The sequence below is a fragment of the Idiomarina seosinensis genome, assembly GCF_044797955.1.
Classification (GTDB): domain Bacteria; phylum Pseudomonadota; class Gammaproteobacteria; order Enterobacterales; family Alteromonadaceae; genus Idiomarina; species Idiomarina seosinensis_A.
In genome coordinates this window covers 1817753-1837603 of sequence record NZ_CP085211.1, presented here as the reverse complement: position 1 = coordinate 1837603, position 19851 = coordinate 1817753, and the positions used below count along the sequence as shown (strand labels likewise).

The 19851-nt window shown below is 47.9% G+C and carries 23 protein-coding genes; 19 read left to right on the top strand and 4 right to left on the bottom strand.

Annotated features, from left to right (window positions below; genetic code table 11):
• Positions 1-90 precede the first annotated feature (90 nt).
• From LG288_RS08755 to dnaB, 9 genes are all read left to right on the top strand, one after another.
• Positions 91-2640, top strand: coding sequence for an acylase (locus LG288_RS08755; RefSeq protein ID WP_404399819.1), 2550 nt, complete (start codon positions 91-93; stop codon positions 2638-2640).
• Positions 2641-2793: 153 nt separating this feature from the next.
• Positions 2794-5070, top strand: a complete 2277-nt coding sequence (gene rnr, locus LG288_RS08750; protein ID WP_404399818.1) for a ribonuclease R — start codon at positions 2794-2796, stop codon at positions 5068-5070.
• The gene (rlmB, locus tag LG288_RS08745; RefSeq protein WP_404399817.1) at positions 5067-5813 is read left to right on the top strand and encodes a 23S rRNA (guanosine(2251)-2'-O)-methyltransferase RlmB; all 747 of its coding nucleotides are present in this window, start codon (positions 5067-5069) and stop codon (positions 5811-5813) included. Before rnr ends, rlmB begins: the two co-directional genes overlap by 4 nt.
• Positions 5803-6243, top strand: coding sequence for a signaling protein (locus tag LG288_RS08740; RefSeq protein WP_404399816.1), 441 nt, complete (start codon positions 5803-5805; stop codon positions 6241-6243). The genes rlmB and LG288_RS08740 overlap by 11 nt, the downstream gene beginning before the upstream one ends.
• Positions 6244-6408: 165 nt before the next feature.
• On the top strand, positions 6409-6759 hold the full coding sequence (gene rpsF, locus LG288_RS08735; protein ID WP_404399815.1) for a 30S ribosomal protein S6: 351 nt from the start codon (positions 6409-6411) through the stop codon (positions 6757-6759).
• Between the two features lie 25 nt (positions 6760-6784).
• Positions 6785-7084 carry a primosomal replication protein N gene (priB, locus tag LG288_RS08730; RefSeq protein ID WP_404399814.1) on the top strand — a complete coding sequence of 100 codons (300 nt, stop codon included), beginning with the start codon at positions 6785-6787 and terminating at the stop codon, positions 7082-7084.
• A 10-nt stretch (positions 7085-7094) separates the two neighbouring features.
• Positions 7095-7322 (top strand): 30S ribosomal protein S18, encoded by a 228-nt coding sequence (gene rpsR / locus LG288_RS08725; protein ID WP_006956988.1) that lies wholly within the window; start codon positions 7095-7097, stop codon positions 7320-7322.
• A 42-nt stretch (positions 7323-7364) separates the two neighbouring features.
• Positions 7365-7817 (top strand): 50S ribosomal protein L9, encoded by a 453-nt coding sequence (gene rplI / locus LG288_RS08720; protein WP_404399813.1) that lies wholly within the window; start codon positions 7365-7367, stop codon positions 7815-7817.
• Between the two features lie 184 nt (positions 7818-8001).
• Entirely contained in the window at positions 8002-9396 is a 1395-nt protein-coding gene (gene dnaB, locus LG288_RS08715) for a replicative DNA helicase (protein ID WP_404399812.1), read from the top strand.
• A gap of 28 nt (positions 9397-9424) precedes the next feature.
• Here the strand turns inward: dnaB and LG288_RS08710 are convergent, their stop codons facing one another.
• From LG288_RS08710 to zur, 4 genes are read right to left on the bottom strand one after another with little or no spacing between them, the layout of a single operon-like run.
• Positions 9425-9901, bottom strand: a complete 477-nt coding sequence (locus LG288_RS08710; protein WP_404399811.1) for a chemotaxis protein CheX — start codon at positions 9899-9901, stop codon at positions 9425-9427.
• Between the two features lie 37 nt (positions 9902-9938).
• Positions 9939-10439 carry a DUF6702 family protein gene (locus tag LG288_RS08705; RefSeq protein WP_404399810.1) on the bottom strand — a complete coding sequence of 167 codons (501 nt, stop codon included), beginning with the start codon at positions 10437-10439 and terminating at the stop codon, positions 9939-9941.
• A complete protein-coding gene (locus LG288_RS08700; protein WP_404399809.1) occupies positions 10429-12777 on the bottom strand; it encodes a M1 family metallopeptidase in 2349 nt (782 codons plus the stop codon). The genes LG288_RS08705 and LG288_RS08700 overlap by 11 nt, the downstream gene beginning before the upstream one ends.
• Before the next feature lie 49 nt (positions 12778-12826).
• Complete coding sequence (zur, locus tag LG288_RS08695) at positions 12827-13267, bottom strand: zinc uptake transcriptional repressor Zur (RefSeq protein ID WP_404399808.1); 441 nt, start codon at positions 13265-13267, stop codon at positions 12827-12829.
• A 142-nt stretch (positions 13268-13409) separates the two neighbouring features.
• Here zur and dusA point away from each other — a divergent pair, with 142 nt between their 5' ends.
• From dusA to rplV, 10 genes are all read left to right on the top strand, one after another.
• Positions 13410-14408 carry a tRNA dihydrouridine(20/20a) synthase DusA gene (dusA, locus tag LG288_RS08690; RefSeq protein WP_404399807.1) on the top strand — a complete coding sequence of 333 codons (999 nt, stop codon included), beginning with the start codon at positions 13410-13412 and terminating at the stop codon, positions 14406-14408.
• A 176-nt stretch (positions 14409-14584) separates the two neighbouring features.
• On the top strand, positions 14585-14833 hold the full coding sequence (locus LG288_RS08685; protein WP_404399806.1) for a hypothetical protein: 249 nt from the start codon (positions 14585-14587) through the stop codon (positions 14831-14833).
• A 181-nt stretch (positions 14834-15014) separates the two neighbouring features.
• Positions 15015-16214, top strand: coding sequence for a dipeptidase (locus LG288_RS08680; protein WP_404399805.1), 1200 nt, complete (start codon positions 15015-15017; stop codon positions 16212-16214).
• A gap of 240 nt (positions 16215-16454) precedes the next feature.
• Complete coding sequence (rpsJ, locus tag LG288_RS08675; protein ID WP_053954198.1) at positions 16455-16766, top strand: 30S ribosomal protein S10; 312 nt, start codon at positions 16455-16457, stop codon at positions 16764-16766.
• A gap of 38 nt (positions 16767-16804) precedes the next feature.
• Positions 16805-17443, top strand: coding sequence for a 50S ribosomal protein L3 (gene rplC, locus LG288_RS08670; RefSeq protein WP_404399804.1), 639 nt, complete (start codon positions 16805-16807; stop codon positions 17441-17443).
• An 18-nt stretch (positions 17444-17461) separates the two neighbouring features.
• Positions 17462-18067, top strand: a complete 606-nt coding sequence (gene rplD / locus LG288_RS08665) for a 50S ribosomal protein L4 (RefSeq protein WP_404399803.1) — start codon at positions 17462-17464, stop codon at positions 18065-18067.
• Positions 18064-18366, top strand: a complete 303-nt coding sequence (gene rplW / locus LG288_RS08660; protein ID WP_404399802.1) for a 50S ribosomal protein L23 — start codon at positions 18064-18066, stop codon at positions 18364-18366. The genes rplD and rplW overlap by 4 nt, the downstream gene beginning before the upstream one ends.
• Positions 18367-18380: 14 nt before the next feature.
• Complete coding sequence (gene rplB, locus LG288_RS08655) at positions 18381-19205, top strand: 50S ribosomal protein L2 (protein ID WP_404399801.1); 825 nt, start codon at positions 18381-18383, stop codon at positions 19203-19205.
• A 16-nt stretch (positions 19206-19221) separates the two neighbouring features.
• Positions 19222-19500 (top strand): 30S ribosomal protein S19, encoded by a 279-nt coding sequence (gene rpsS / locus LG288_RS08650; RefSeq protein WP_026860408.1) that lies wholly within the window; start codon positions 19222-19224, stop codon positions 19498-19500.
• Positions 19501-19513: 13 nt separating this feature from the next.
• Complete coding sequence (gene rplV, locus LG288_RS08645; RefSeq protein ID WP_404403072.1) at positions 19514-19846, top strand: 50S ribosomal protein L22; 333 nt, start codon at positions 19514-19516, stop codon at positions 19844-19846.
• The last annotated feature ends 5 nt before the right edge of the window (positions 19847-19851 follow it).

The following is a 19851-nucleotide window of genomic DNA, read 5'->3' as shown; positions in this document are numbered from 1 at the left end:
CTCATACTCGGTAGTTAAAACGAATGAGGCGGTATCGTTTTATTAATAATTAATGTTCGGGACTGACCGGACGCGAAAAAGGAAAAAACGATGAATTTGCCGAAGACAACGTTATTGTACCGCAGTATGATGCTGGCCGGCGCCGTAGCCTTAGTTGGCTGTAACACCGAAAATGAAGTGCCGGAGTATACTCCTCCCCCCGTAGCTGAAGAACCCGACTACTCGAGCCCGTTGCCGGATCAGGAGCCTCTTTCCACCTTTGATGAAGACGGTGAGTTGCAGGCCGATATCTCCTGGACTACCTACGGAGTTCCTTACGTAAAAGCCGACAATGTAGAAAGTATGGCTTTTGGGGTCGGCTACGCATATGCGAAAGATAATATTTGTATTCTGGCGGATCAAATCGTTAAGTTTAATTCTCAGCGCTCCCGCTTTTTTGGACCCGATAACCCCATCGGTTCCGGGAACAGCCAAAATCTCATCGATGACTTTGGCTATCTGGCGCTGGGTATTCGCGAAAACGCTGAACAAGGGTTTAGTGAACTAAGTGATGAGTCCCGCGCGCTGTTGCAAGGTTACTCAGCCGGGTACAATAAGTTTTTGAGTGAAACCGGCTCGGCCAACATTGACCCGCAGTGCGCTGGTCAGCCCTTTGTGCGCGAGATCACTCCAGTAGATGTATTAACATACGCTCAGGGGGTCGCTTTATTGCCCGGCGCCAGTAATTTTACCGGCGCCATATTTGTTGCCGCACCTCCGGGTCAGGACTTTGCACCGACACCGGTTATGGCTGCACAACAAGCATCAATACCAGATATGTCTGCAATCCAGGTGCATATGCCTGAAGCCAACCCGACCGAAATGGGTTCAAATGGTTGGGCTATCGGTCGGGACCTCAGTGCGACCGGCAACGGCATGTTATTGGCTAATCCCCATTTTCCACATACAGGTAACCAGCGCTTTTGGCAATTTGGCATTGAAATACCGGGCCAGTTAAAAGTGGTCGGTGGTTCCTTATCAGGCATGCCAGGTGTTGTTAATATTGGCTTTAATGAGAACGTCGCCTGGACCCATACGTTTTCAACTGCCAACAGATTTGTAGTACACCAATTAGAATTAGACCCTGCAGACGAAACGGGGCTGACTTACCTGGTGGATGGCGAAGCTCGACAAATGGAGTCTGCAACCCATCAGGTAGACGTTAATATTGGCGGTGGTCAGACAATAACCCTGGAAAAAACCAGTTATCAAAGTGAATTTGGTACGGTAATAAAAGTACCAGACTCCCCCTTAACCTGGGGTACCGATGATTTTGGTAAACAAGTCGCCTACGCAATATACGACGCCAATTTGCCAAATTACGAAGTGCTCGACCATTGGCTTGCCATGAACCGGTCCCGCAATATCGAAGAATATCGACAAAGCTTTGTCGACTTCACCGGTACTGTTTTTAATAATGCGATGGCTGTGGATAATGATGGCGATGCGTTCTTCACGGATGGCTCATCAGTGCCGAATATCAGCGAAGATGCGATTGCCGCCTGGCAGCAGAACAGCTTACTGCAGGGGATCAGCTCGTCAGCAGGCTTCCCTGTAATGCCGGGTAACTCGGCCATGTTCAAAGCTGATGGGAAGATGCCTTTTGAGCGTGCGCCTTCCTTGCTACGCACAGACTTTGTACAAAACTCAAATAACAGCTACTGGCTAACTAACCCGGCAGAGCCTATCGAAAATGTGTCACCACTTTGGGGGCCAACCGGCGATCAGCAGTCCTGGCGTTCTCGTCTAGGCCAAAAGATGCTGGCGGAAGGGGGCTCTGCTGACGGTAAATTTACCCGGGCTGATATCGAAGAAAAATTGTTGAGTAATCGCAGTTTTCTTGCTGAAGAAGTCCTTGATCCGCTGTTGTCATTATGTACCCGGCAGGGCGAACAGCCGGTGACTACTATGGCGGGTAATATCAGTATAAAGCCGGCCTGCGATGTCCTGGGGCAATGGGACGGAACAATGAATAAAGACAGCGTCGGGGCAATGCTGTTTCGAGAATTTGCTACGGAGTTCAACGCAGATCCTAAGTGGGCTGTAGAGTTTGATCCGACGGATCCGATCAATACTCCTCGCGAACTTGAAAATAGCGTTGCCGTTCTTACTGATCTCGGTAATGCAATGGCCAGAGTACAATCCCTGGGTATGCAGCTGGATGCGCCTTTAGGCGAGGTTCAGTTTGTTGAGCGGGCCTTGCCTACCGGTGCAGCTTCCGGGCAGCGTTTACCATGGGGCGGGGCTAACAATATTGAAGGAGGCTTTAATGTCTTCCGGGCTAATACCGGCTCTGACGGAACCATTTATCCACGCCTTATTTATCCTCAGGTGGAAGGCTCTAACCTGACTGAGGCAGGCCTTGGCTATCACATCAGCTATGGTTCTAGTTGGATGTTCACCATGGAATTTACCGAGCAAGGCCCACTGGCTCATGGCTTGCTGACTTACTCACAGTCGCGCAATGTCTTTTCAGATCATTATATTGACCAGACATTACTCTATTCTCAGCAGCCACAGTTGCGCCCAATCTGGTTTACTGAGACAGATATCGAAGAAAATATGATCCAGCAGAGAGACCTGACTTTAACCACAGATTAAGTTTGCTATGCTGACAGACTGAGATTAACTGTAAAGCTCCCATCAAATTGATCGGGAGCTTTTTGTCTTTGCATCTTAACTGACAACTTATCTTAAGATGCGTATACTGATCGTTATTAGTAAGCAAGAAATTCGATAATCAAACAGGAATTTATGACCGAAGACAAGAAAACAACTCCAGAATATGAGGTCGAGATACCTTCACGTGATGCGCTACTTGAGCTAGTGACTGAACGCTTAAAGCCAGTGCCTTTTGAAGACTTTGTCAGCCACTTTCAATTAACTGATGAACGTCAGGAAATTGGTATAAAGCGGCGGCTAAGAGCGATGGAGCGCGATGGTCAATTAGTCTACACCAAGGCGAACAGCTACGGTTTACCTGAGCGAATGCAGTTAATCCGCGGCCGTATTATTGGTCACCGCGACGGCTTTGGCTTTTGCCAGCCTGATGAAGGCGGTAAGGATATTTTTATTCCTCATCACCAAATGTACTCGGTTTTGCACGGCGATAAGGTTCTGGTCAAGCCGGCCGGCACGGACAATCGGGGACGCCCCGAAGGCCGCATCGTGCGGGTCGTCGAGCCGCGGGATAACGATATCGTTGGCCGCTACTTTATCGAAAATGATCTCGGCATAGTGGTACCTGACGACTCGCGTGTCAGCCAGGATATTCTTATCCCGCAGGCAGACAGCCTGAATGCACGGCACGGCCAATTAGTTGTTGTTTCAATTACCCGGCGTCCAAACCGCAGAACCAGCCCAATTGGCAAAGTGACTGAGGTTCTGGGCGACCATATGGCGCCTGGTATGGAGATAGAGATTGCTATTCGTGAGCACGATATTCCAGATCAGTGGCCGGCCGGCATCGAAGAGGAATTGTCCGCTTACAGTGAAGAGGTTCCGCAACAGGCGTATGCCGGGCGGGTCGATTTACGCGAACTACCTCTGATTACGATTGATGGTGAAGATTCTCGCGATTTTGACGACGCGGTTTGCGTTATGCCGGAAGATAAAGGCTGGCGCCTGTGGGTAGCCATTGCTGATGTATCTTATTACGTTAAGCCGGGTACTCAGCTGGATAATGAAGCGATTAACCGCGGCAACTCAGTTTACTTCCCGAACAACGTTATCCCAATGTTACCGGAAAAGTTATCCAACGGACTGTGTTCATTAAATCCTGACGTAGATCGCCTCTGTATGGTGGCGGAAATCGAGGTGGGACCGCGTGGCAAACTGAAGAACGCGCGCTTTTATCCGGCAGTTATGAAAAGTCATGCCCGCTTAACTTACACCAAAGTAAAACAAATCCTCGATGGCGATGTTGACCTGCGTCAGCAATACAGCCATGTGCTGGACAACATTGAACAGCTGCACAGTGTTTATAAAGCCCTTGCGGCAGTACGAAAGCGGCGTTCCGCAATTGAGTTCGACACCCAGGAAACTCGCTTTATTTTCGATGCGCAACGTAAAATAGAACGTATCGAACCGGTCAAGCGTCATGTGGCCCATAAGATCATAGAAGAGTGCATGATTGCCGCGAATGTGGTTTCCGCACAGCTAATCGAAAGCGACGAAGAAATCAATGCCTTATTCCGCGTGCATGAAGCACCCGCTGATGAACGTTTAATTAACTTCCGCGCCTTCCTGGCCGAGTTGGGCTTAAGCTTGGGTGGAGGCGATGAGCCGACACCGACCGACTTTGGCAAGCTGCTGGAAGAAGTTAAAGACAGACCCGATTACGAGCTGATTGAAACCATGTTGCTGCGGTCGATGCAACAGGCCGTCTACCAGCCCAAAAATGAAGGTCACTTTGGTTTGGCGTTAAAGTCATACTCACACTTTACATCGCCAATACGCCGCTATCCGGATTTAATCCTGCACCGGGCTATCAAAGCCATCTTACGCAAGCGTGAAGGTTCAGAAGAAGGCCTGGCGGGAGCCTGGACATACAGTGAACAGCAACTTGAGAACCTGGGTGTGCATTGCTCAATGACCGAGCGTCGTGCAGACGATGCCACGCGCCAGGTTGATGAGTGGCTGAAATGCGAATTCATGCTCGATCATATCGGCATGGAATTTGAAGGCGTGGTGTCGTCAGTTACTAACTTTGGCTTATTTGTGCGCCTGAACCAGTACCAGATTGATGGTCTAGTGCATATCAGCAATTTAGGCGATGATTACTACCAATACGATAATCAGAAACGGATGTTGGTTGGTAATAATACGAATACGGTTTACCGATTAGGCGACAAAGTTAGGGTAAAAGTTAAGTCTGTTGATTTAGATGAAAGAAAAATTGACCTTGAACTAATGACCGCTGAAAGTCCGACCGGCAAAAAGCGTAAAAATGCCAGCAGCGGAAAGACAGAGCGCAAGCGTCAAAATAAGCCGCGTAAGCGCAGCAAGTCAAAGAGCAGTAAAAAATCATGAGCCAAAAAGTAACCGTATTTGGCTTACATGCAGTACGCTCGATTATAAAAAATCATCCGGATCGACTGGTCGAGCTGTATGTATCAAAAGAGCGCCAGGATGAACCTGTTAAGGCTTTAGTAAATCAGGTTAACCAGCTGGGTATCCGGCCCCAATGGGTACCTAAACAAGCATTGGATAAGCGTGCTGAAGGGGGAAATCATCAGGGCGTTGTGGCAACGGTTAAGTCCTTGCCAACGTTGACTGAGAATGATTTAGAGGGTTTGCTCGGTCAAAGCAGTGAGTCACCACTGATTCTGGTGCTTGACGGGGTGACTGATCCGCACAACTTAGGTGCTTGTCTGAGAGCAGCTGACGCAGCGGGTGTCACTGCGGTGGTAGTGCCTAAAGATAAATCCGCGCAGATTACTCCGATAGTACGTAAAGTTGCCTGCGGTGCTGCCGAGGTTATTCCGCTGGTAGTGGTAACTAATCTGGCCCGCGCACTGCGGGAACTGCAGCGACTGAATGTTTGGGTGGTTGGTACTGCGGGCGAGGCGACGCAAAGCTATTATCAGGTCGATTATCGGGGGCCAACAGCAATTGTTATGGGCGCCGAAGGTAAAGGCATGCGGCGACTGACTCGGGAAACCTGCGATGAGTTAGTCTCCATTCCGTTATCCGGCAGCGTTAGCAGCCTCAATGTGTCCGTTGCCAGTGGTGTTTGCTTATTTGAAGTGGTGCGGCAACGACATGCAACTTAAGCAACGCCTTTTGCCTATTGGCATTGCGCTATTATTGGTCGCCATGCTGTTTATTAGCTGGACTCCTAATTGGGAGTCTGCTGAGTTTTTGCGGTCAACAAAACCGTATGTCGCTTTTGATTATCAACTTGAGCCTGCTGGCAACGGCGTACTACAAGATGTCGTAGAAGATATTGATAATCGACTTGAGGTTCGTCACGAGTGGCACAAAGTCAGTGACAGTGAAGCTCAGTACCGGGTAAGCCTGCTGCTGCAAAAAAATGACCAGAACATTCAGTTAGAAGCCTCGATAAATAAAAGCGGCAAGTCTGTTGATCACATTATCGTCCGAGGAGATGCTGAAGTTAAACACGAACTGTCAGAGCGACTGGTTAAATTACTGAGCGACCGAATTGAAGCGGCTCACCAAACTGACCAAACCGCAAACTGAACGTAACGTTGATTCCTAAAACCTCAAATCTTGCAATTCCAAACAGAATACGCTAGAATCGCGCGGCTTAATTCAGCCATTGTATAAACTACTAGTTGAGTTCCTTGCTTCTACGTCAGTGCGGCTGAGCTGAACCGAGGCTATACGAACCAAAAGGAAACTGTAATGCGTCATTACGAAATCGTGTTTATGGTCCATCCGGATCAAAGCGAGCAAGTATCTGGCATGATCGAGCGCTATAGCGAAACGATCACGCAAGGTGGTGGGCAAATCCATCGTTTAGAAGACTGGGGCCGTCGTCAATTGGCTTACCCAATCAACAAGCTGCATAAAGCTCATTATGTTCTGATGAACATTGAAGCGACTGCTGACGTTGTTGAAGAGCTGGAAACTGCATTCCGTTTTAACGATGCGGTGTTACGCAACATGATCATGCGTAAAAAAGAAGCGATCACTGAACCTTCGCCGCTGACTAAGCCGCGTGAAGATCGCAAAGGTGACAGTGAAGCCGCTTAATGGCTAAGCCCTTACAGAGTAACTTATGAATCGATTGCATATTACCGGAACGATTTGTAAGCCGGCCAGGTTAGATGTTAGCCCATCGGGAATAGAGCATCTGATGGCTGTTATCGAGCACCGCTCGATGCAGGCTGAAGCCGGTTTAAATCGTCAGTCTTATGTAAAGTTACAGCTCATTTTGAGCGGTGAAGGGTTACAACACTGGTTACAAAAATTGACGGTGGGTTGTGAAGTACATGCGGAAGGTTTTCTGCACCGACATGAAGATAAAAATGGTTTATCTCGGTTAGTACTGCACGCTCAGCATCTCGAACAGATTTAAGGAGACCATCATGGCTCGTTTTTTCCGTCGCCGTAAATTCTGCCGTTTTAAGGCAGAGGGCGTCAAAGAAATTGATTACAAAGATATCGCTACGCTGAAGAACTACATTACTGAGTCAGGTAAAATTGTTCCAAGTCGTATTACCGGAACCTCTGCTAAGTATCAACGTCAGTTAGCTCGTGCCATTAAGCGCGCGCGTTATTTGTCTCTGTTGCCATACACTGATTCGCATCAGTAAGCCGGCAGCGGTTCGAATACCAAGATTAAGGGTAGCGAAAAAATGAATATCATTCTGTTAGATAAAATTGCTAACCTGGGTGGCCTTGGCGACCAAGTTAGTGTTAAATCAGGTTACGCTCGTAACTTCTTATTCCCTCAGGGCAAGGCTGTTCCTGCAACTAAGTCGAATATTGACTTATTCGAACAGCGTCGTGCTGAGTACGAAGCAAAACTAGCTGAAGAGCTAGCTGCAGCAGAAGCTCGCGCTGAACAAGTTAACGCACTGGATAGTGTTGAAATCGCCTCAAAAGCGGGTGATGAAGGCAAACTGTTCGGTTCTATCGGTCCTCGTGACATTGCCGATGCAATAACTGCAGCAGGCGTGGAAGTTCAGAAGAGTGAAGTGTTGATGCCTCACGGTACCATCCGCGAGACCGGCGAGTACGAAATTGAACTGCAATTGCATGCCGACGTGTTTGCAACAGTTAACCTGAAGGTTGTTGCTGCTAACTAAAGCAGCCAACAGCCAAGACTTAAAAAGCTGCCTCCAGGCAGCTTTTTTTTTGGGGCCCAGTTGTGTTACTAAAAAAACTACGCATATTTTAATAACCCCGGTATCACAACAGGTATCGAAATCAGTCGTGAATAACGCTATAGTAACGGCGTTAATTTAACCTTCCAGAGAGCATAACGTTAGCATGGCACAGTCGGTAAAATCGAAGGACAGATCCATCGAAGCATTGCGGTCAGCCCCCCATTCTATCGAGGCTGAGCAATCCGTTTTAGGTGGCTTAATGCTGGATAACGATGCCTGGGACAAAGTTGCAGGTAGTATTATTGCCGAGGATTTCTATCACCGCGGCCATCGGTTAATTTTTCAAGCGATGCAGAAACTCTCTGATAACAGCCAGCCAATGGATTTGGTGACGGTTTCTGAAGTGCTGGAAGCATCAGCCGAACTGGATAAAGTGGGTGGCTTTGCTTATTTAGGCGAGATATCAAAAAACACGCCCAGTGCAGCCAATATCCTGGCCTACGCCAATATTGTCCGGGAGCGGGCGGTACTGCGGGAAATGATTGCTGCCGCTAATGATATTTCCGAATCCGGTTACGATACTCAGGGGCGCACCAGTCAGCAGCTTTTGGATGAAGCAGAAAGTAAGGTGTTCCGGATCGCAGAAAAACGCACTAGCGCGACTGAGGGACCTAAAGGTATTGGAGATATTCTGGCTCGTACCATCGAGCGTATCGACGCACTGAGTAAAATAAAAAATCACAATGGTGTAACCGGTGTTTCATCTGGCTTTCATGATCTTGATCAGATGACGGCGGGACTGCAACCCTCCGACTTGATCATTGTGGCGGCGCGGCCTTCGATGGGTAAGACCACCTTTGCCATGAATCTGGCAGAAAATATTGCCATGAATGAGGAAAAACCCGTACTGGTTTTTAGCCTGGAGATGCCGGCTGAACAAATTATGATGCGGATGCTGGCGTCATTAAGCCGCGTCGATCAAAATAAAGTCAGAACGGGCAGGCTGGAGGACGATGACTGGGCCCGAATTGCCTCAGTTATGAATATCTTGAACGAAAAGAATAACCTCTATATCGATGACGCATCAGGACTAACTCCTACTGAAGTGCGATCAAGGGCGCGACGTATTGCCCGTGATCACGGCGGGCTGTCAATGATCATGGTGGACTATCTTCAGTTGATGACCGTACCCGGGATGTCAGAAAACCGAACTCTTGAAATTGCTGAAATCTCTCGCTCGCTCAAGTCCCTGGCCAAAGAACTTAATGTTCCGGTAGTTGCACTTTCTCAGCTAAACCGTTCACTGGAGCAGCGCTCTGACAAACGTCCGGTAAACTCAGACTTACGTGAATCAGGCTCTATTGAACAAGACGCTGATGTCATTATGTTCATTTATCGTGATGAAGTATATCACCCGGATAGCGCGGAGCAGGGGCTGGCGGAAATCATCATTGGAAAACAGCGAAACGGGCCTATCGGCCGAATCGAATTAAAGTTTCATGGGCAGCTATCGCGCTTTGATAACTATGCACGAGCAGCCGACGATAACCGTTTTTAGCCGTCACTTTGTAATCACATTAGAGCTTTCAGCTGGAGCTGATTTCCTCAAAGCAAATTTCTATATAGGCCTGACCCGCTTGATGACTAAACGGCATGATTAATTTCTTGCCGTCAGAGCGGTGGGAAATCGTATGGTCCTTTCCTGATACCACTATTGGTGTTGCCATCTGAAATTCGTAGCCTTTTTCTCCAAGAGTCTTTTTGGCGCCGCCGGTGACCATGTTAGTGATCTCCCCGACCATATCGCACACTTCATCGTCAAGTGTATCGGGCTCTTCGCCAACCATCTTGCTCATAATTTCACAGGCCAGCTTTTCCTCAAACGAAATAGAAAATGAGCCTTTAACCTGAGGCCCTACCATTCCAATAATACCGGAGACGTCGCCTCGGGCCATTTCATCTTGTTTAAGTTGTGGTTTACCGGGTTTCAATTCCATTTGAGCCATCATCGACAGGACGTTTTGTAGAGCCTGAAGGAATGGGTTTACGAATTCAGCATTCATTAATATTCGATCCTATTTCGGTAAATTTTAACTCGCGTTATTCTTTACAATGGACACTTTGGTCATTGTCAGCAGCTGTCAGGGTTACACCGCGTGTACTATCGGGAGTTACAAAATTAACGGTATTAACTTGTGCTGAATAAACGTCCATTAATAAGGAATTAGTTACTTGCCATGAGCAAAAGTCGTTTGCGCTGACGGCAGCCTCCTGGTAAAACCAAATGGCCTGAAAGTCTGCTTCATAGCCCACCCAGTCCAGCTTCACCGGTTTGCCACTGGAGTCGCGAACTTGGAAGTGTTGCTTAAGCCACCGTTGAAAACGCCCATCTGCTTTACTGTCCTCAATACGGAAGTTACGTCCATATTGTTCAGTCATCGCTCGCTGAATATCGTGCAGGGTATATTGGTGTACCACTTCCAGCGTATTATTGGCCGGATTAAGGCTGACTTCGGTCAGACCAAAAAAGTATTTGTGCGCCGCTACCGGAGGTAGCAGCGCGATTAAACACAAACTGAATAGAAAAGCTTTACGACTCATTTTCCTCATCATCTTCAGTTTCTAGTTCTTCATTATAGTCTTCCATCAAACTATCGTGCCGGTCACCGCGCTTAAATAGCTCAATCCGTGAAGGCACTGGGCGTGCAGGCCAATAGTTATTGGTGACATCGACATCAGCAGTTTCCCAGTGCGGATCAAGAACGATTTCCTTTATGGTCTTGTCGCGAATCAGTAACTTGCTGACGCTTTCCGGCGACCGACGCCATATTTCTGCCGGAATCCGGACATGTTCATTACTGCCGTCTTCGTATTCAATATCCAGTAAAATCGGCATGACCAGGCCGCCTAAATTACTGAAATCCAGAACATAGAAGTTACTGCCGTTTTGCAGCATTGTGCGCTGCTCATCAGACAATCCCTTTAATAACTTACGATACTTATTGCGGTCGGCATTAGTGACCGTGTAGTCATCGTATTGGTTATAAAAGTCCTGAAGCTGCTCCTGCTGGTGGATTTTATAAAGCATATCCTGATTACGAACGCTGGTAATGGATTCTGGATCTTGCTCATCCAGCTGGTTTTGCCAGGCCTTTTCGATTTCCGGGTCCTGGGTATTAACAGTTAACAAGTTTACCTGGTCAAGACTGATATCGACATGATCCGTAGTGTAGAACCAACCGCGGAAAAACCAGTCGAGATCAACGCCACTGGCATCCTCAAGAGTACGGAACAAGTCTTCAGGAGTGGGGCGTTTAAACTTCCAGCGGTGGGCATACTCACGAAACGCAAAGTCAAAGAGTTCACGGCCAACGATGGTTTCTCGCAGAATATTCAGTGCCGTGGCTGGTTTACCATAGGCGTTATTACCAAACTGCAGAATAGACTCGGAATTAGTCATGATCGGCATCTGGTTGTCGCTGGCCATATAGCTGGTAATGTTGCGGGCATCGCCGCGCCAGGAAGGGTAATCCGGTTCCCATCTCTGTTCTGCCAGAAACTGCAGATAGGTGTTAATTCCCTCATCCATCCAGGTCCACTGGCGTTCGTCGGAATTCACAATCATCGGAAAGTAAATATGGCCAATTTCATGAATAATGACAGAAACTAAACCGTATTTAGTGCGTTTAGAGTAGTACTTTTCGCCACTATCTTCGTCAACATAAGGACGTGGGCCATTAAAAGTGATCATGGGATATTCCATACCACCGACCGGGCCATTTACCGAGATCGCTACAGGATAGGGATAATCAAAGCTGTAATCATTATAGCTATCTATGGTATGGATAATAGAGGCAGTGGAATAACGCTCCCATAACGGATTACCCTCTTCTGGATAAAACGACATCGCCATCACATCGGTATCGCCTTTTTTGTAGCCTTGGGCGTCCCAGATAAATTTACGTGAAGAAGCCCAGGCAAAATCGCGAACTCGTTCTGCTTTAAATACCCAGGTTTTAGTCTCGTCCGTACCGGCTTTTTGATTTTCCAGCGCTTCCTCTTCGGTTACAATTTTAACCGGACGGTCGGCAGATTTTGCCTGCTCGAGACGCTGACGCTGTTGCCGATTGAGCACTTCGCCGCTGTTTTGTAAAACACCGGTTGACGCGACAATATGGTCTGCCGGGACAGTAATAGCAACGGTATAATCACCGAATTCCAGAGCGAACTCGCCGTTACCGACAAACTGCTTATTTTGCCAGCCTTCGACATCATAGTAAGCCGCCATGCGAGGGAACCACTGTGCCATTTCATACAGGTAGTTGCCATCGTCTTCAAAATACTCATAACCGCCGCGGCCACCTAAAACAGAAGCCTCGATAATATTGTTTTGCCATCCGATATTAAAACTTACGGTTTCGCCTGACTCGAGTGGCTGGTCCAGATCAATACGCATCATGGTATCGTTGATGGTATAGGGCATTGGTTCACCGCGCGTATCACTGACATCAGTAATTGTATAACCGGCGGGGAACTCTTCCTGGGTTAGCATGCTCTCCATGCGGCTGAAGCTGACACGGTCAAGGTTATCAGCCGGGGTTGAGCGGGTCTGCGGCCCAATTGAGTCTTTTTTAAAGCGGTTTTGATCCAGCTGTACCCACAGATAACGTAATGTATCCGGTGAGTTATTAGTATAGGTTATGGTGCTGCGGGCACTGACACTCTGCTGTTCATCATTCAGCGTTACGCGAATGTCGTAATCGACTTTTTGTTGCCAGTAGGCATGACCGGGAGCTCCCGAAGCGGTGCGATAAATATTCGGGGTACGGAATTTATCGTCATTAAGTTGACGAAACTTGTCTTCAAATGCCTGGCTGTTGGCCGCCGTGCTGATAGTTAGGCTGGCAACGGCAAAGCCAAAAAAGTGGCTTAGTTTCATTGTTGTTCCTATTTGTTTTTATGATTAAAAGTTTGAGGTCGGGCAGAGGTTACTGGCATTTAGCGCACAAGCCGTGGGCTTCGATAGTCTGCTCCTGCACAAGAAATCCCTGGCTTTCGGCTTGATGACGCAGTTCTTCATAGACTCCATCGGACTGAATCTCCCGAACGTCACCACAGCTGCCACAAATTAGCATCTGTACGGGGTGTTGATGATCGAAATGCGAGCAAAGAACAAAACTATTCGATGAACTGATTTTGTGAACAAAACCCTGTTCTTGCAGGAAATCGAGCGCCCGATAAATGGTCGGAGGTTTGGCATTGGGTACAACCATTTTTAATTGCTCTAATAAGTCGTAAGCGCCGATAGAGCCAGCCTGTTGCGCAAGGATCGAAAATACTTCCCGGCGGGTACTGGTCATCCGTGCTCCGCGCTGCTGGCAGAGCTTTTCTGCTTTGCGAATTAAGCGTTCTGTTTCAACTGTGGTCATAACGATTCTATTGCTGCAATTAGGTGCTTATTGTAAAGCCTTTTCATGGGTAGGCAAACGCTTTTCCGGTCAGGTTAGTGAGACTCGCGGTTAAATCGCGTATAATACAACGTATATTTTTATCGCTAAATTGATTTATAAAATGGCCGTATATCCCTATTTGACTTCCGTTGCCCCGATGCTGGACTGGACCGACCGTCACTGCCGTTATTTTCACCGCCTGCTCAGCAAGCAGACGCTGTTGTATACGGAAATGGTAACGACCGGTGCGATCTTGTTCGGTCAGCAGGATTTTTTACAGTATAACCAGGCTGAGCAGCCTGTAGCTCTGCAACTGGGGGGAAGTGATCCTAAGGCGATGGCCCGTTGTGCTGAAATGGCGCAACAAAGGGGGTATAACGAGGTTAATATTAACGTGGGTTGCCCTTCTGACAGGGTACAGAATGGGAGCTTTGGCGCCTGCCTGATGGCTCAGCCCCAGCAAGTTGCCCACTGCGTGGCCGAGATGCAGGCAGCGGTTGATATTCCGGTTACCGTAAAGACAAGGTTGGGTATTGATGAGCACGACTCTGATGAATTTCTTTATCGGTTTTTGGACGCTGTTGTCAGTTCCGGCGTCAGCCAGATAACGCTGCATGCCCGCAAAGCCTGGTTGAGCGGCCTGAGCCCAAAGGAAAACCGCGAAGTACCACCACTTCAATATGAACGTGTCTACCAAGCTAAACAGCGTTATTTAGAACTCCCTATTGCGATTAACGGCGGTATAAAAAACTTAGCCGAGATCAAACAGCATCTGAGCCAGGTAGACTCGGTTATGGTAGGCCGCGAGGCGTATCAAAACCCCTGGCTTTTAACTCAGTTTGATGAGCTGGCCGGCGGCGCGGATACGATAGAGCGAACACGCGAATCGATTGCCTTAGCTATGGTACCTTATATCGATAGTCACATTAACTCAGGTGGCCGGGCCTGGCATGTTGTCAGACATATGCTGGGACTATTTCAAGGACAGCCGGGTGGCAAGAAATGGCGACAGTACCTCAGCATTAAGGGGCCTAAGGCGAGTAATGCCGAGCAATTAATAACTGGCGCATTAAGGTACCGGCAGGACCGGGATAGTAAACTGGTGGATTTGACTAACTAGTTAGTCAAATCCACCATTGTTGTTCCTCCAGCTAAAACTCGTTTTTATAAAACTTCTCCAAAAAAACAAAAACTAATTATAAAACAATAACTTAAAGTATTTTTCGATGTTGGCATGCCGTTTGTATTAGTAAGCTTAGTTTTCACAAAAGCGTACTAAAGCCTACGGAGGCCATCATGAAAAAAGGTATTGTTGTTTTATTAGTCACTGTCTTTGTTACGTCATCAGCCGCTGCTCAGATGCAGCAGACGGAACAGGATGTCGCCGGTATGATATCTGCCCAGGTCACCTCGGTGTCAACGGAACTACTGAAGCTAACACGTACGACGGTTTTCGAAACTCTCGATGCCTGGGGCGATGAGCTATTCAGTACGGATAGTTCGTCAGAAGCCGGGCGTACTGACCCAGTTAACGAGTCACAGTAAATCATTAAGGGTCAAACTATGCTTTTAAATGATTGGTGGATCCTGTGGCTGCTGGCACCGGCTGCCGGAACGTTGGTAGTCGGTGCTTTTATTACGTTGAGCGCATCCATAGTGCGTCATAGTTAAAGTTTTGTTAGTCTTCTGTAAGTGACTACCATTATTGTCTTACCGAGGACTAAGCATGTTAAAAACAACGATAAGAAGCTCACTGCTGGCGGTAATAGGAGCCTGTGCAACGATTACAGTAGCAGCTCAGGACTACGAGGCCAGTGAAAAAGCCCGGCAATTAGCAGACAAGTATTTGATCGTCGATACCCATATTGACGTGCCGTATCGTATTCATAATAGCTGGGAAGATGTAACCCGGGCGACAGATCAGGGCGATTTTGACTACCCGCGTGCGGTTGCCGGGGGACTTAATGTGCCGTTTATGGCAATTTATATTCCAGCCGAATACGAGCAGACGGGCGGCAGTATCGAGCTAGCCCATGATTTGATCGATAGCATGGAAGCGCTGGTCGGCCGCGCGCCGGAAAAGTTTGCTTTAGCCTACTCGACTAAAGCCGCCGCACAAAATAAACAAAACGGGTTGATGTCTATTGCCATGGGAATGGAAAACGGCACTCCCATGGAAGGCGACCTTGATAACTTACGCATGTTTTATGAGCGAGGTGTGCGCTATATTTCGTTTGCTCATTCGCAGACCAATCATATTTCTGACTCTTCTTACGATATCCGTAAACAGTGGAACGGCTTAAGCGACTTCGGTTTTGAGTTAGTTAAGGCGTGTAACGAAATTGGTATGATGATTGACGTTTCACACATTTCGGACGAAGCATTTTATGATGTCATCGAAACCACTGAGGCGCCGGTTATTGCATCACACTCTTCGCTACGACAGTTTACCCCGGGCTTTGAGCGTAATATGAGCGACGACATGCTGAAAAAGCTGGCCGAGAATGACGGCGTGGTCCAAATCAACTTCGGTTCGTCTTTTGTTGCGCAGCAAGCAAATCGTTATCGCGATATGATGAAAAATCGAATCGAAGCGGTATACGAGCAGTTTGGCGAAGAAAGTGACGAAGCAAAACGGCGCGTCGAAGAAATTCAGGCAAGTAACCCTTACCCTTATGCAACGCTGGACCAGGTCCTCGATCATATCGACTATGTGAACGAACTCATTGGTGTACGCCATATTGGTATTGGCTCAGATTATGATGGTGTAGGCGATTCGTTACCAGTTGGCTTGAAAGACGTATCAACCTATCCGAATTTAGTTCAGGGCCTACTGGATCGGGGCTACTCCGAAAATGATATCGAAATGATCCTGGGCGGCAATTTAATGCGGGTCTGGAAACAAGTCGAAGAGCTTTCTCAGTAAGGACCCGGCAAATAAGCAAGGACGCTTTTACTCATTGACATGCGGCCGCAACGCTGTATAATTCGCGACCACATTCAGAGTAATCAGGCCAAACGGCTTTTTACACAGGATGTTCCACAACAGTCCCGATAGGGGACTGAATGGTTGACGTAGGCAGTCGCACCCCCGGTATGTGCCAGGGCGGTTTGCGAGTGTCTGTGCTCTTTTTTAAATGCTCTTTTATTGAGGCTTTGATTTTATATGGCTAATCAAAGAATTCGGATTCGATTGAAAGCGTTCGATCACCGTCTGATCGATCAGTCGACTGCAGAGATCGTTGAAACTGCAAAGCGGACTGGCGCTCAGGTACGTGGTCCAATTCCACTGCCAACACGGAAAGAACGTTTCACCGTGCTGACTTCACCACACGTAAATAAAGATGCGCGTGACCAGTACGAAATCCGCACCCACAAACGTTTAATCGACATCATGGATCCAACTGACAAAACTGTTGACGCATTAATGCGTTTAGATTTGGCAGCGGGTGTTGATGTACAAATTAGCTTGGGTTAAGTGGGCAGTAATAGGATTACACACGAGAGGTTTTAACAATGGCTATAGGTCTAGTCGGTCGTAAAGTAGGAATGACGCGTGTCTTCCAGGAAGACGGCGCTTCTGTTCCTGTTACTGTGATCGAAGTGTTGGCTAACCGGGTAACTCAGGTTAAATCTGATGATACTGACGGTTATCGTGCGCTTCAAGTGACCACAGGCGAGAAGAAAGCAAGCCGTGTTACCAAGCCTTTAGCAGGTCATTTTGCTAAAGCAGGTACTGAGGCAGGTCGCGGTCTTTGGGAATTTCGTCTTAAAGACGGCGAAGGTGATGATTACACAGTAGGTTCTGAACTGACTGTGGAAGTATTTACCGAAATCAAGAAAGTTGATGTTACTGGTACTTCGAAAGGTAAAGGCTTTGCCGGTACCGTGAAGCGCTGGAACTTCAGTACTCAGGACGCTACCCACGGTAACTCTTTGTCTCACCGTGCACCGGGTTCAATCGGTCAAAACCAGTCGCCTGGTAAAGTATTTAAAGGCAAAAAAATGGCTGGTCAAATGGGTAACGAGCAGGTCACTACTCAATCACTTGAGCTAGTCCGTGTAGATGCAGAACGCAACTTGTTGTTGATCAAAGGTGCAGTTCCTGGAGCTACTGGTAGTGATGTTATCGTTAAACCTGCGGTCAAGGCGTAACGTCTGAGGAGAATGGTGATGGAATTAACATTGAAAGACGCAAAAGGCGCTCTTGAGGTTTCCGAAGCTACCTTTGGACGTGAGTTTAACGAAGCACTTGTCCATCAGGTAGTCGTTGCTTATGCAGCAGGGTCTCGCCAAGGTACTAAGGCGCAAAAAACGCGCTCTGAAGTTGCTGGCGGCGGTAAGAAACCATGGCGTCAAAAAGGCACCGGTCGTGCTCGTGCGGGTACAATCCGTAGCCCGATCTGGCGCTCAGGTGGTGCGACTTTCGCGGCTAAACCGCAAAGTCATGCGCAGAAAGTAAATAAGAAAATGTATCGCGGTGCACTGAAAAGCATCGTGTCAGAATTAATCCGTCAGGATCGCTTGACTGTTGTTGAAAACTTTAGCGTTGATGCGCCGAAGACCAAACAGTTAGTTGAAAAACTGAAAGATTTGAATCTGAGTGACGTTTTAATCGTGACCAAAGACGTGGATGAGAACTTGTTCCTGGCTTCACGCAACTTGCATAAAGTTGACGTGCGCGACGTTCAGGGCATTGACCCAGTCAGCTTAATCGCTTTTGAAAACGTCCTGATGACTGCTGATGCAGTCAAGCAGCTTGAGGAGGTGTTATCATGATGCGCGAAGAACGTTTGCTTAAAGTGATTTTAGCACCTCACGTTTCGGAAAAAAGCACGATGACTGCTGAGAGCAACAACACTGTTGTTTTCAAAGTAGCGAAAGATGCAACAAAATCCGAAATTAAAGCGGCTGTCGAGAAGTTGTTTGAAGTCGAAGTCAACAGCGTACGCACGGTCAACGTGAAGGGTAAAACCAAGCGCACCGGGTTCCGTTTCGGTAAGCGAAACGATTGGAAAAAAGCGTATGTATCCCTGCAAGAGGGTGCTGACATCGATTTCGTTGGCGGCGCTGAGTAACAGGAGGAATAAACATGGCTGTAGTTAAAAGTAAGCCTACGTCTCCGGGTCAACGCCACGTCGTTAAAGTCGTCGGTCAGGACCTGTACAAAGGCAAGCCTTACGCACCATTACTGGAAAAAAACAGTAAATCTGGTGGTCGTAATAATAACGGTCGTATCACGGTTCGCCACATTGGCGGTGGTCACAAGCACCATTACCGTGTTATCGATTTTAAACGCAATAAAGATGGCATTCCTGCGAAGGTTGAGCGTATCGAATACGATCCAAACCGGTCAGCGAATATCGCTTTGGTACTCTATGCTGACGGTGAACGCCGTTACATTTTGTCACCTAAGAACCTGAAAGTTGGTGATCGTGTCCAGTCTGGTCCTGATTCGCCAATCAAGCCGGGTAACTCTTTGCCAATGCGCAATATTCCAGTGGGTACGGTTGTCCACGCTCTGGAAATGCAGCCAGGCAAAGGTGCTCAGCTGGCTCGCTCAGCAGGTACTTACGCGCAAATCGTAGCTCGTGATGGAACTTACGTCACTATTCGTCTGCGTTCAGGCGAAATGCGCCGCGTACAATCTGAAGGTCGTGCAACTATCGGTGAAGTTGGCAACGCAGAACACATGTTGCGCCAACTGGGTAAAGCTGGTGCTAAGCGCTGGCGTGGTGTTCGTCCTACCGTTCGTGGTGTGGCGATGAACCCTGTTGATCACCCACACGGTGGTGGTGAAGGTCGTACTTCAGGTGGCCGTCATCCAGTATCACCATGGGGTATGCCAACTAAAGGCTACAAAACCCGTAAAAACAAGCGTACCGATAAGTTCATCGTACGCCGTCGCAACAAATAAGAGTTGAGGATAAAACATGCCACGTTCTCTTAAAAAAGGTCCATTTATAGACCTTCACCTGCTAAATAAGGTGGAGAAAGCGTTGGAAGCCGGGGATAAAAAACCAATTAAGACTTGGTCCCGTCGTTCAATGATTATTCCAGATATGATTGGTTTGACGATTGCTGTTCACAACGGTCGTCAACACGTTCCGGTTTTTGTTTCGGACGAAATGATCGGTCATAAACTGGGTGAATTCGCACCAACCCGTACTTATCGCGGCCATGCTGCTGATAAGAAAGCGAAGAAACGGTAAGAGGTAGAAAGTGATGGAAGCAATTGCTAAACACCAATTTGCCCGCGTTTCTGCTCAGAAGGGACGTTTGGTTGCTGACCAAATTCGCGGTTTACCAGTGGAAAAAGCACTGGATATTCTTGCGTACAGCCCTAAAGCAGCAGCTAGCCTGGTCAAGAAAGTTCTTGAGTCGGCTATCGCTAACGCGGAACATAACGAAGGTGCGGATATTGATGAGCTGAAAGTATCTAAGGTCTTTCTTGACGAAGGTCCGACGATGAAGCGCATCAAGCCACGTGCGAAAGGCCGTGCCGATCGTATCTTTAAGCGCACCAGCCACATTACTGTGGTCGTGTCAGATAGCTAGGAGAT

Bases quoted from the DNA above. Each gene is read 5' to 3' on its own strand.
- LG288_RS08740 (WP_404399816.1), top strand. From the start codon at position 5,803: ATGCAACTTAAGCAACGCCTTTTGCCTATTGGCATTGCGCTATTATTG.
- rpsS (WP_026860408.1), top strand. From the start codon at position 19,222: ATGCCACGTTCTCTTAAAAAAGGTCCATTTATAGACCTTCACCTGCTA.
- rplI (WP_404399813.1), top strand. From the start codon at position 7,365: ATGAATATCATTCTGTTAGATAAAATTGCTAACCTGGGTGGCCTTGGC.
- rnr (WP_404399818.1), top strand. From the start codon at position 2,794: ATGACCGAAGACAAGAAAACAACTCCAGAATATGAGGTCGAGATACCT.
- LG288_RS08680 (WP_404399805.1), top strand. From the start codon at position 15,015: ATGTTAAAAACAACGATAAGAAGCTCACTGCTGGCGGTAATAGGAGCC.
- rplW (WP_404399802.1), top strand. From the start codon at position 18,064: ATGATGCGCGAAGAACGTTTGCTTAAAGTGATTTTAGCACCTCACGTT.
- rpsJ (WP_053954198.1), top strand. From the start codon at position 16,455: ATGGCTAATCAAAGAATTCGGATTCGATTGAAAGCGTTCGATCACCGT.
- zur (WP_404399808.1), bottom strand. From the start codon at position 13,267: ATGACCACAGTTGAAACAGAACGCTTAATTCGCAAAGCAGAAAAGCTC.
- LG288_RS08685 (WP_404399806.1), top strand. From the start codon at position 14,585: ATGAAAAAAGGTATTGTTGTTTTATTAGTCACTGTCTTTGTTACGTCA.
- LG288_RS08705 (WP_404399810.1), bottom strand. From the start codon at position 10,439: ATGAGTCGTAAAGCTTTTCTATTCAGTTTGTGTTTAATCGCGCTGCTA.
- rpsR (WP_006956988.1), top strand. From the start codon at position 7,095: ATGGCTCGTTTTTTCCGTCGCCGTAAATTCTGCCGTTTTAAGGCAGAG.
- rplB (WP_404399801.1), top strand. From the start codon at position 18,381: ATGGCTGTAGTTAAAAGTAAGCCTACGTCTCCGGGTCAACGCCACGTC.
- dnaB (WP_404399812.1), top strand. From the start codon at position 8,002: ATGGCACAGTCGGTAAAATCGAAGGACAGATCCATCGAAGCATTGCGG.
- dusA (WP_404399807.1), top strand. From the start codon at position 13,410: ATGGCCGTATATCCCTATTTGACTTCCGTTGCCCCGATGCTGGACTGG.
- priB (WP_404399814.1), top strand. From the start codon at position 6,785: ATGAATCGATTGCATATTACCGGAACGATTTGTAAGCCGGCCAGGTTA.
- rplC (WP_404399804.1), top strand. From the start codon at position 16,805: ATGGCTATAGGTCTAGTCGGTCGTAAAGTAGGAATGACGCGTGTCTTC.
- LG288_RS08700 (WP_404399809.1), bottom strand. From the start codon at position 12,777: ATGAAACTAAGCCACTTTTTTGGCTTTGCCGTTGCCAGCCTAACTATC.
- rplD (WP_404399803.1), top strand. From the start codon at position 17,462: ATGGAATTAACATTGAAAGACGCAAAAGGCGCTCTTGAGGTTTCCGAA.
- LG288_RS08755 (WP_404399819.1), top strand. From the start codon at position 91: ATGAATTTGCCGAAGACAACGTTATTGTACCGCAGTATGATGCTGGCC.
- rplV (WP_404403072.1), top strand. From the start codon at position 19,514: ATGGAAGCAATTGCTAAACACCAATTTGCCCGCGTTTCTGCTCAGAAG.
- LG288_RS08710 (WP_404399811.1), bottom strand. From the start codon at position 9,901: ATGAATGCTGAATTCGTAAACCCATTCCTTCAGGCTCTACAAAACGTC.
- rpsF (WP_404399815.1), top strand. From the start codon at position 6,409: ATGCGTCATTACGAAATCGTGTTTATGGTCCATCCGGATCAAAGCGAG.
- rlmB (WP_404399817.1), top strand. From the start codon at position 5,067: ATGAGCCAAAAAGTAACCGTATTTGGCTTACATGCAGTACGCTCGATT.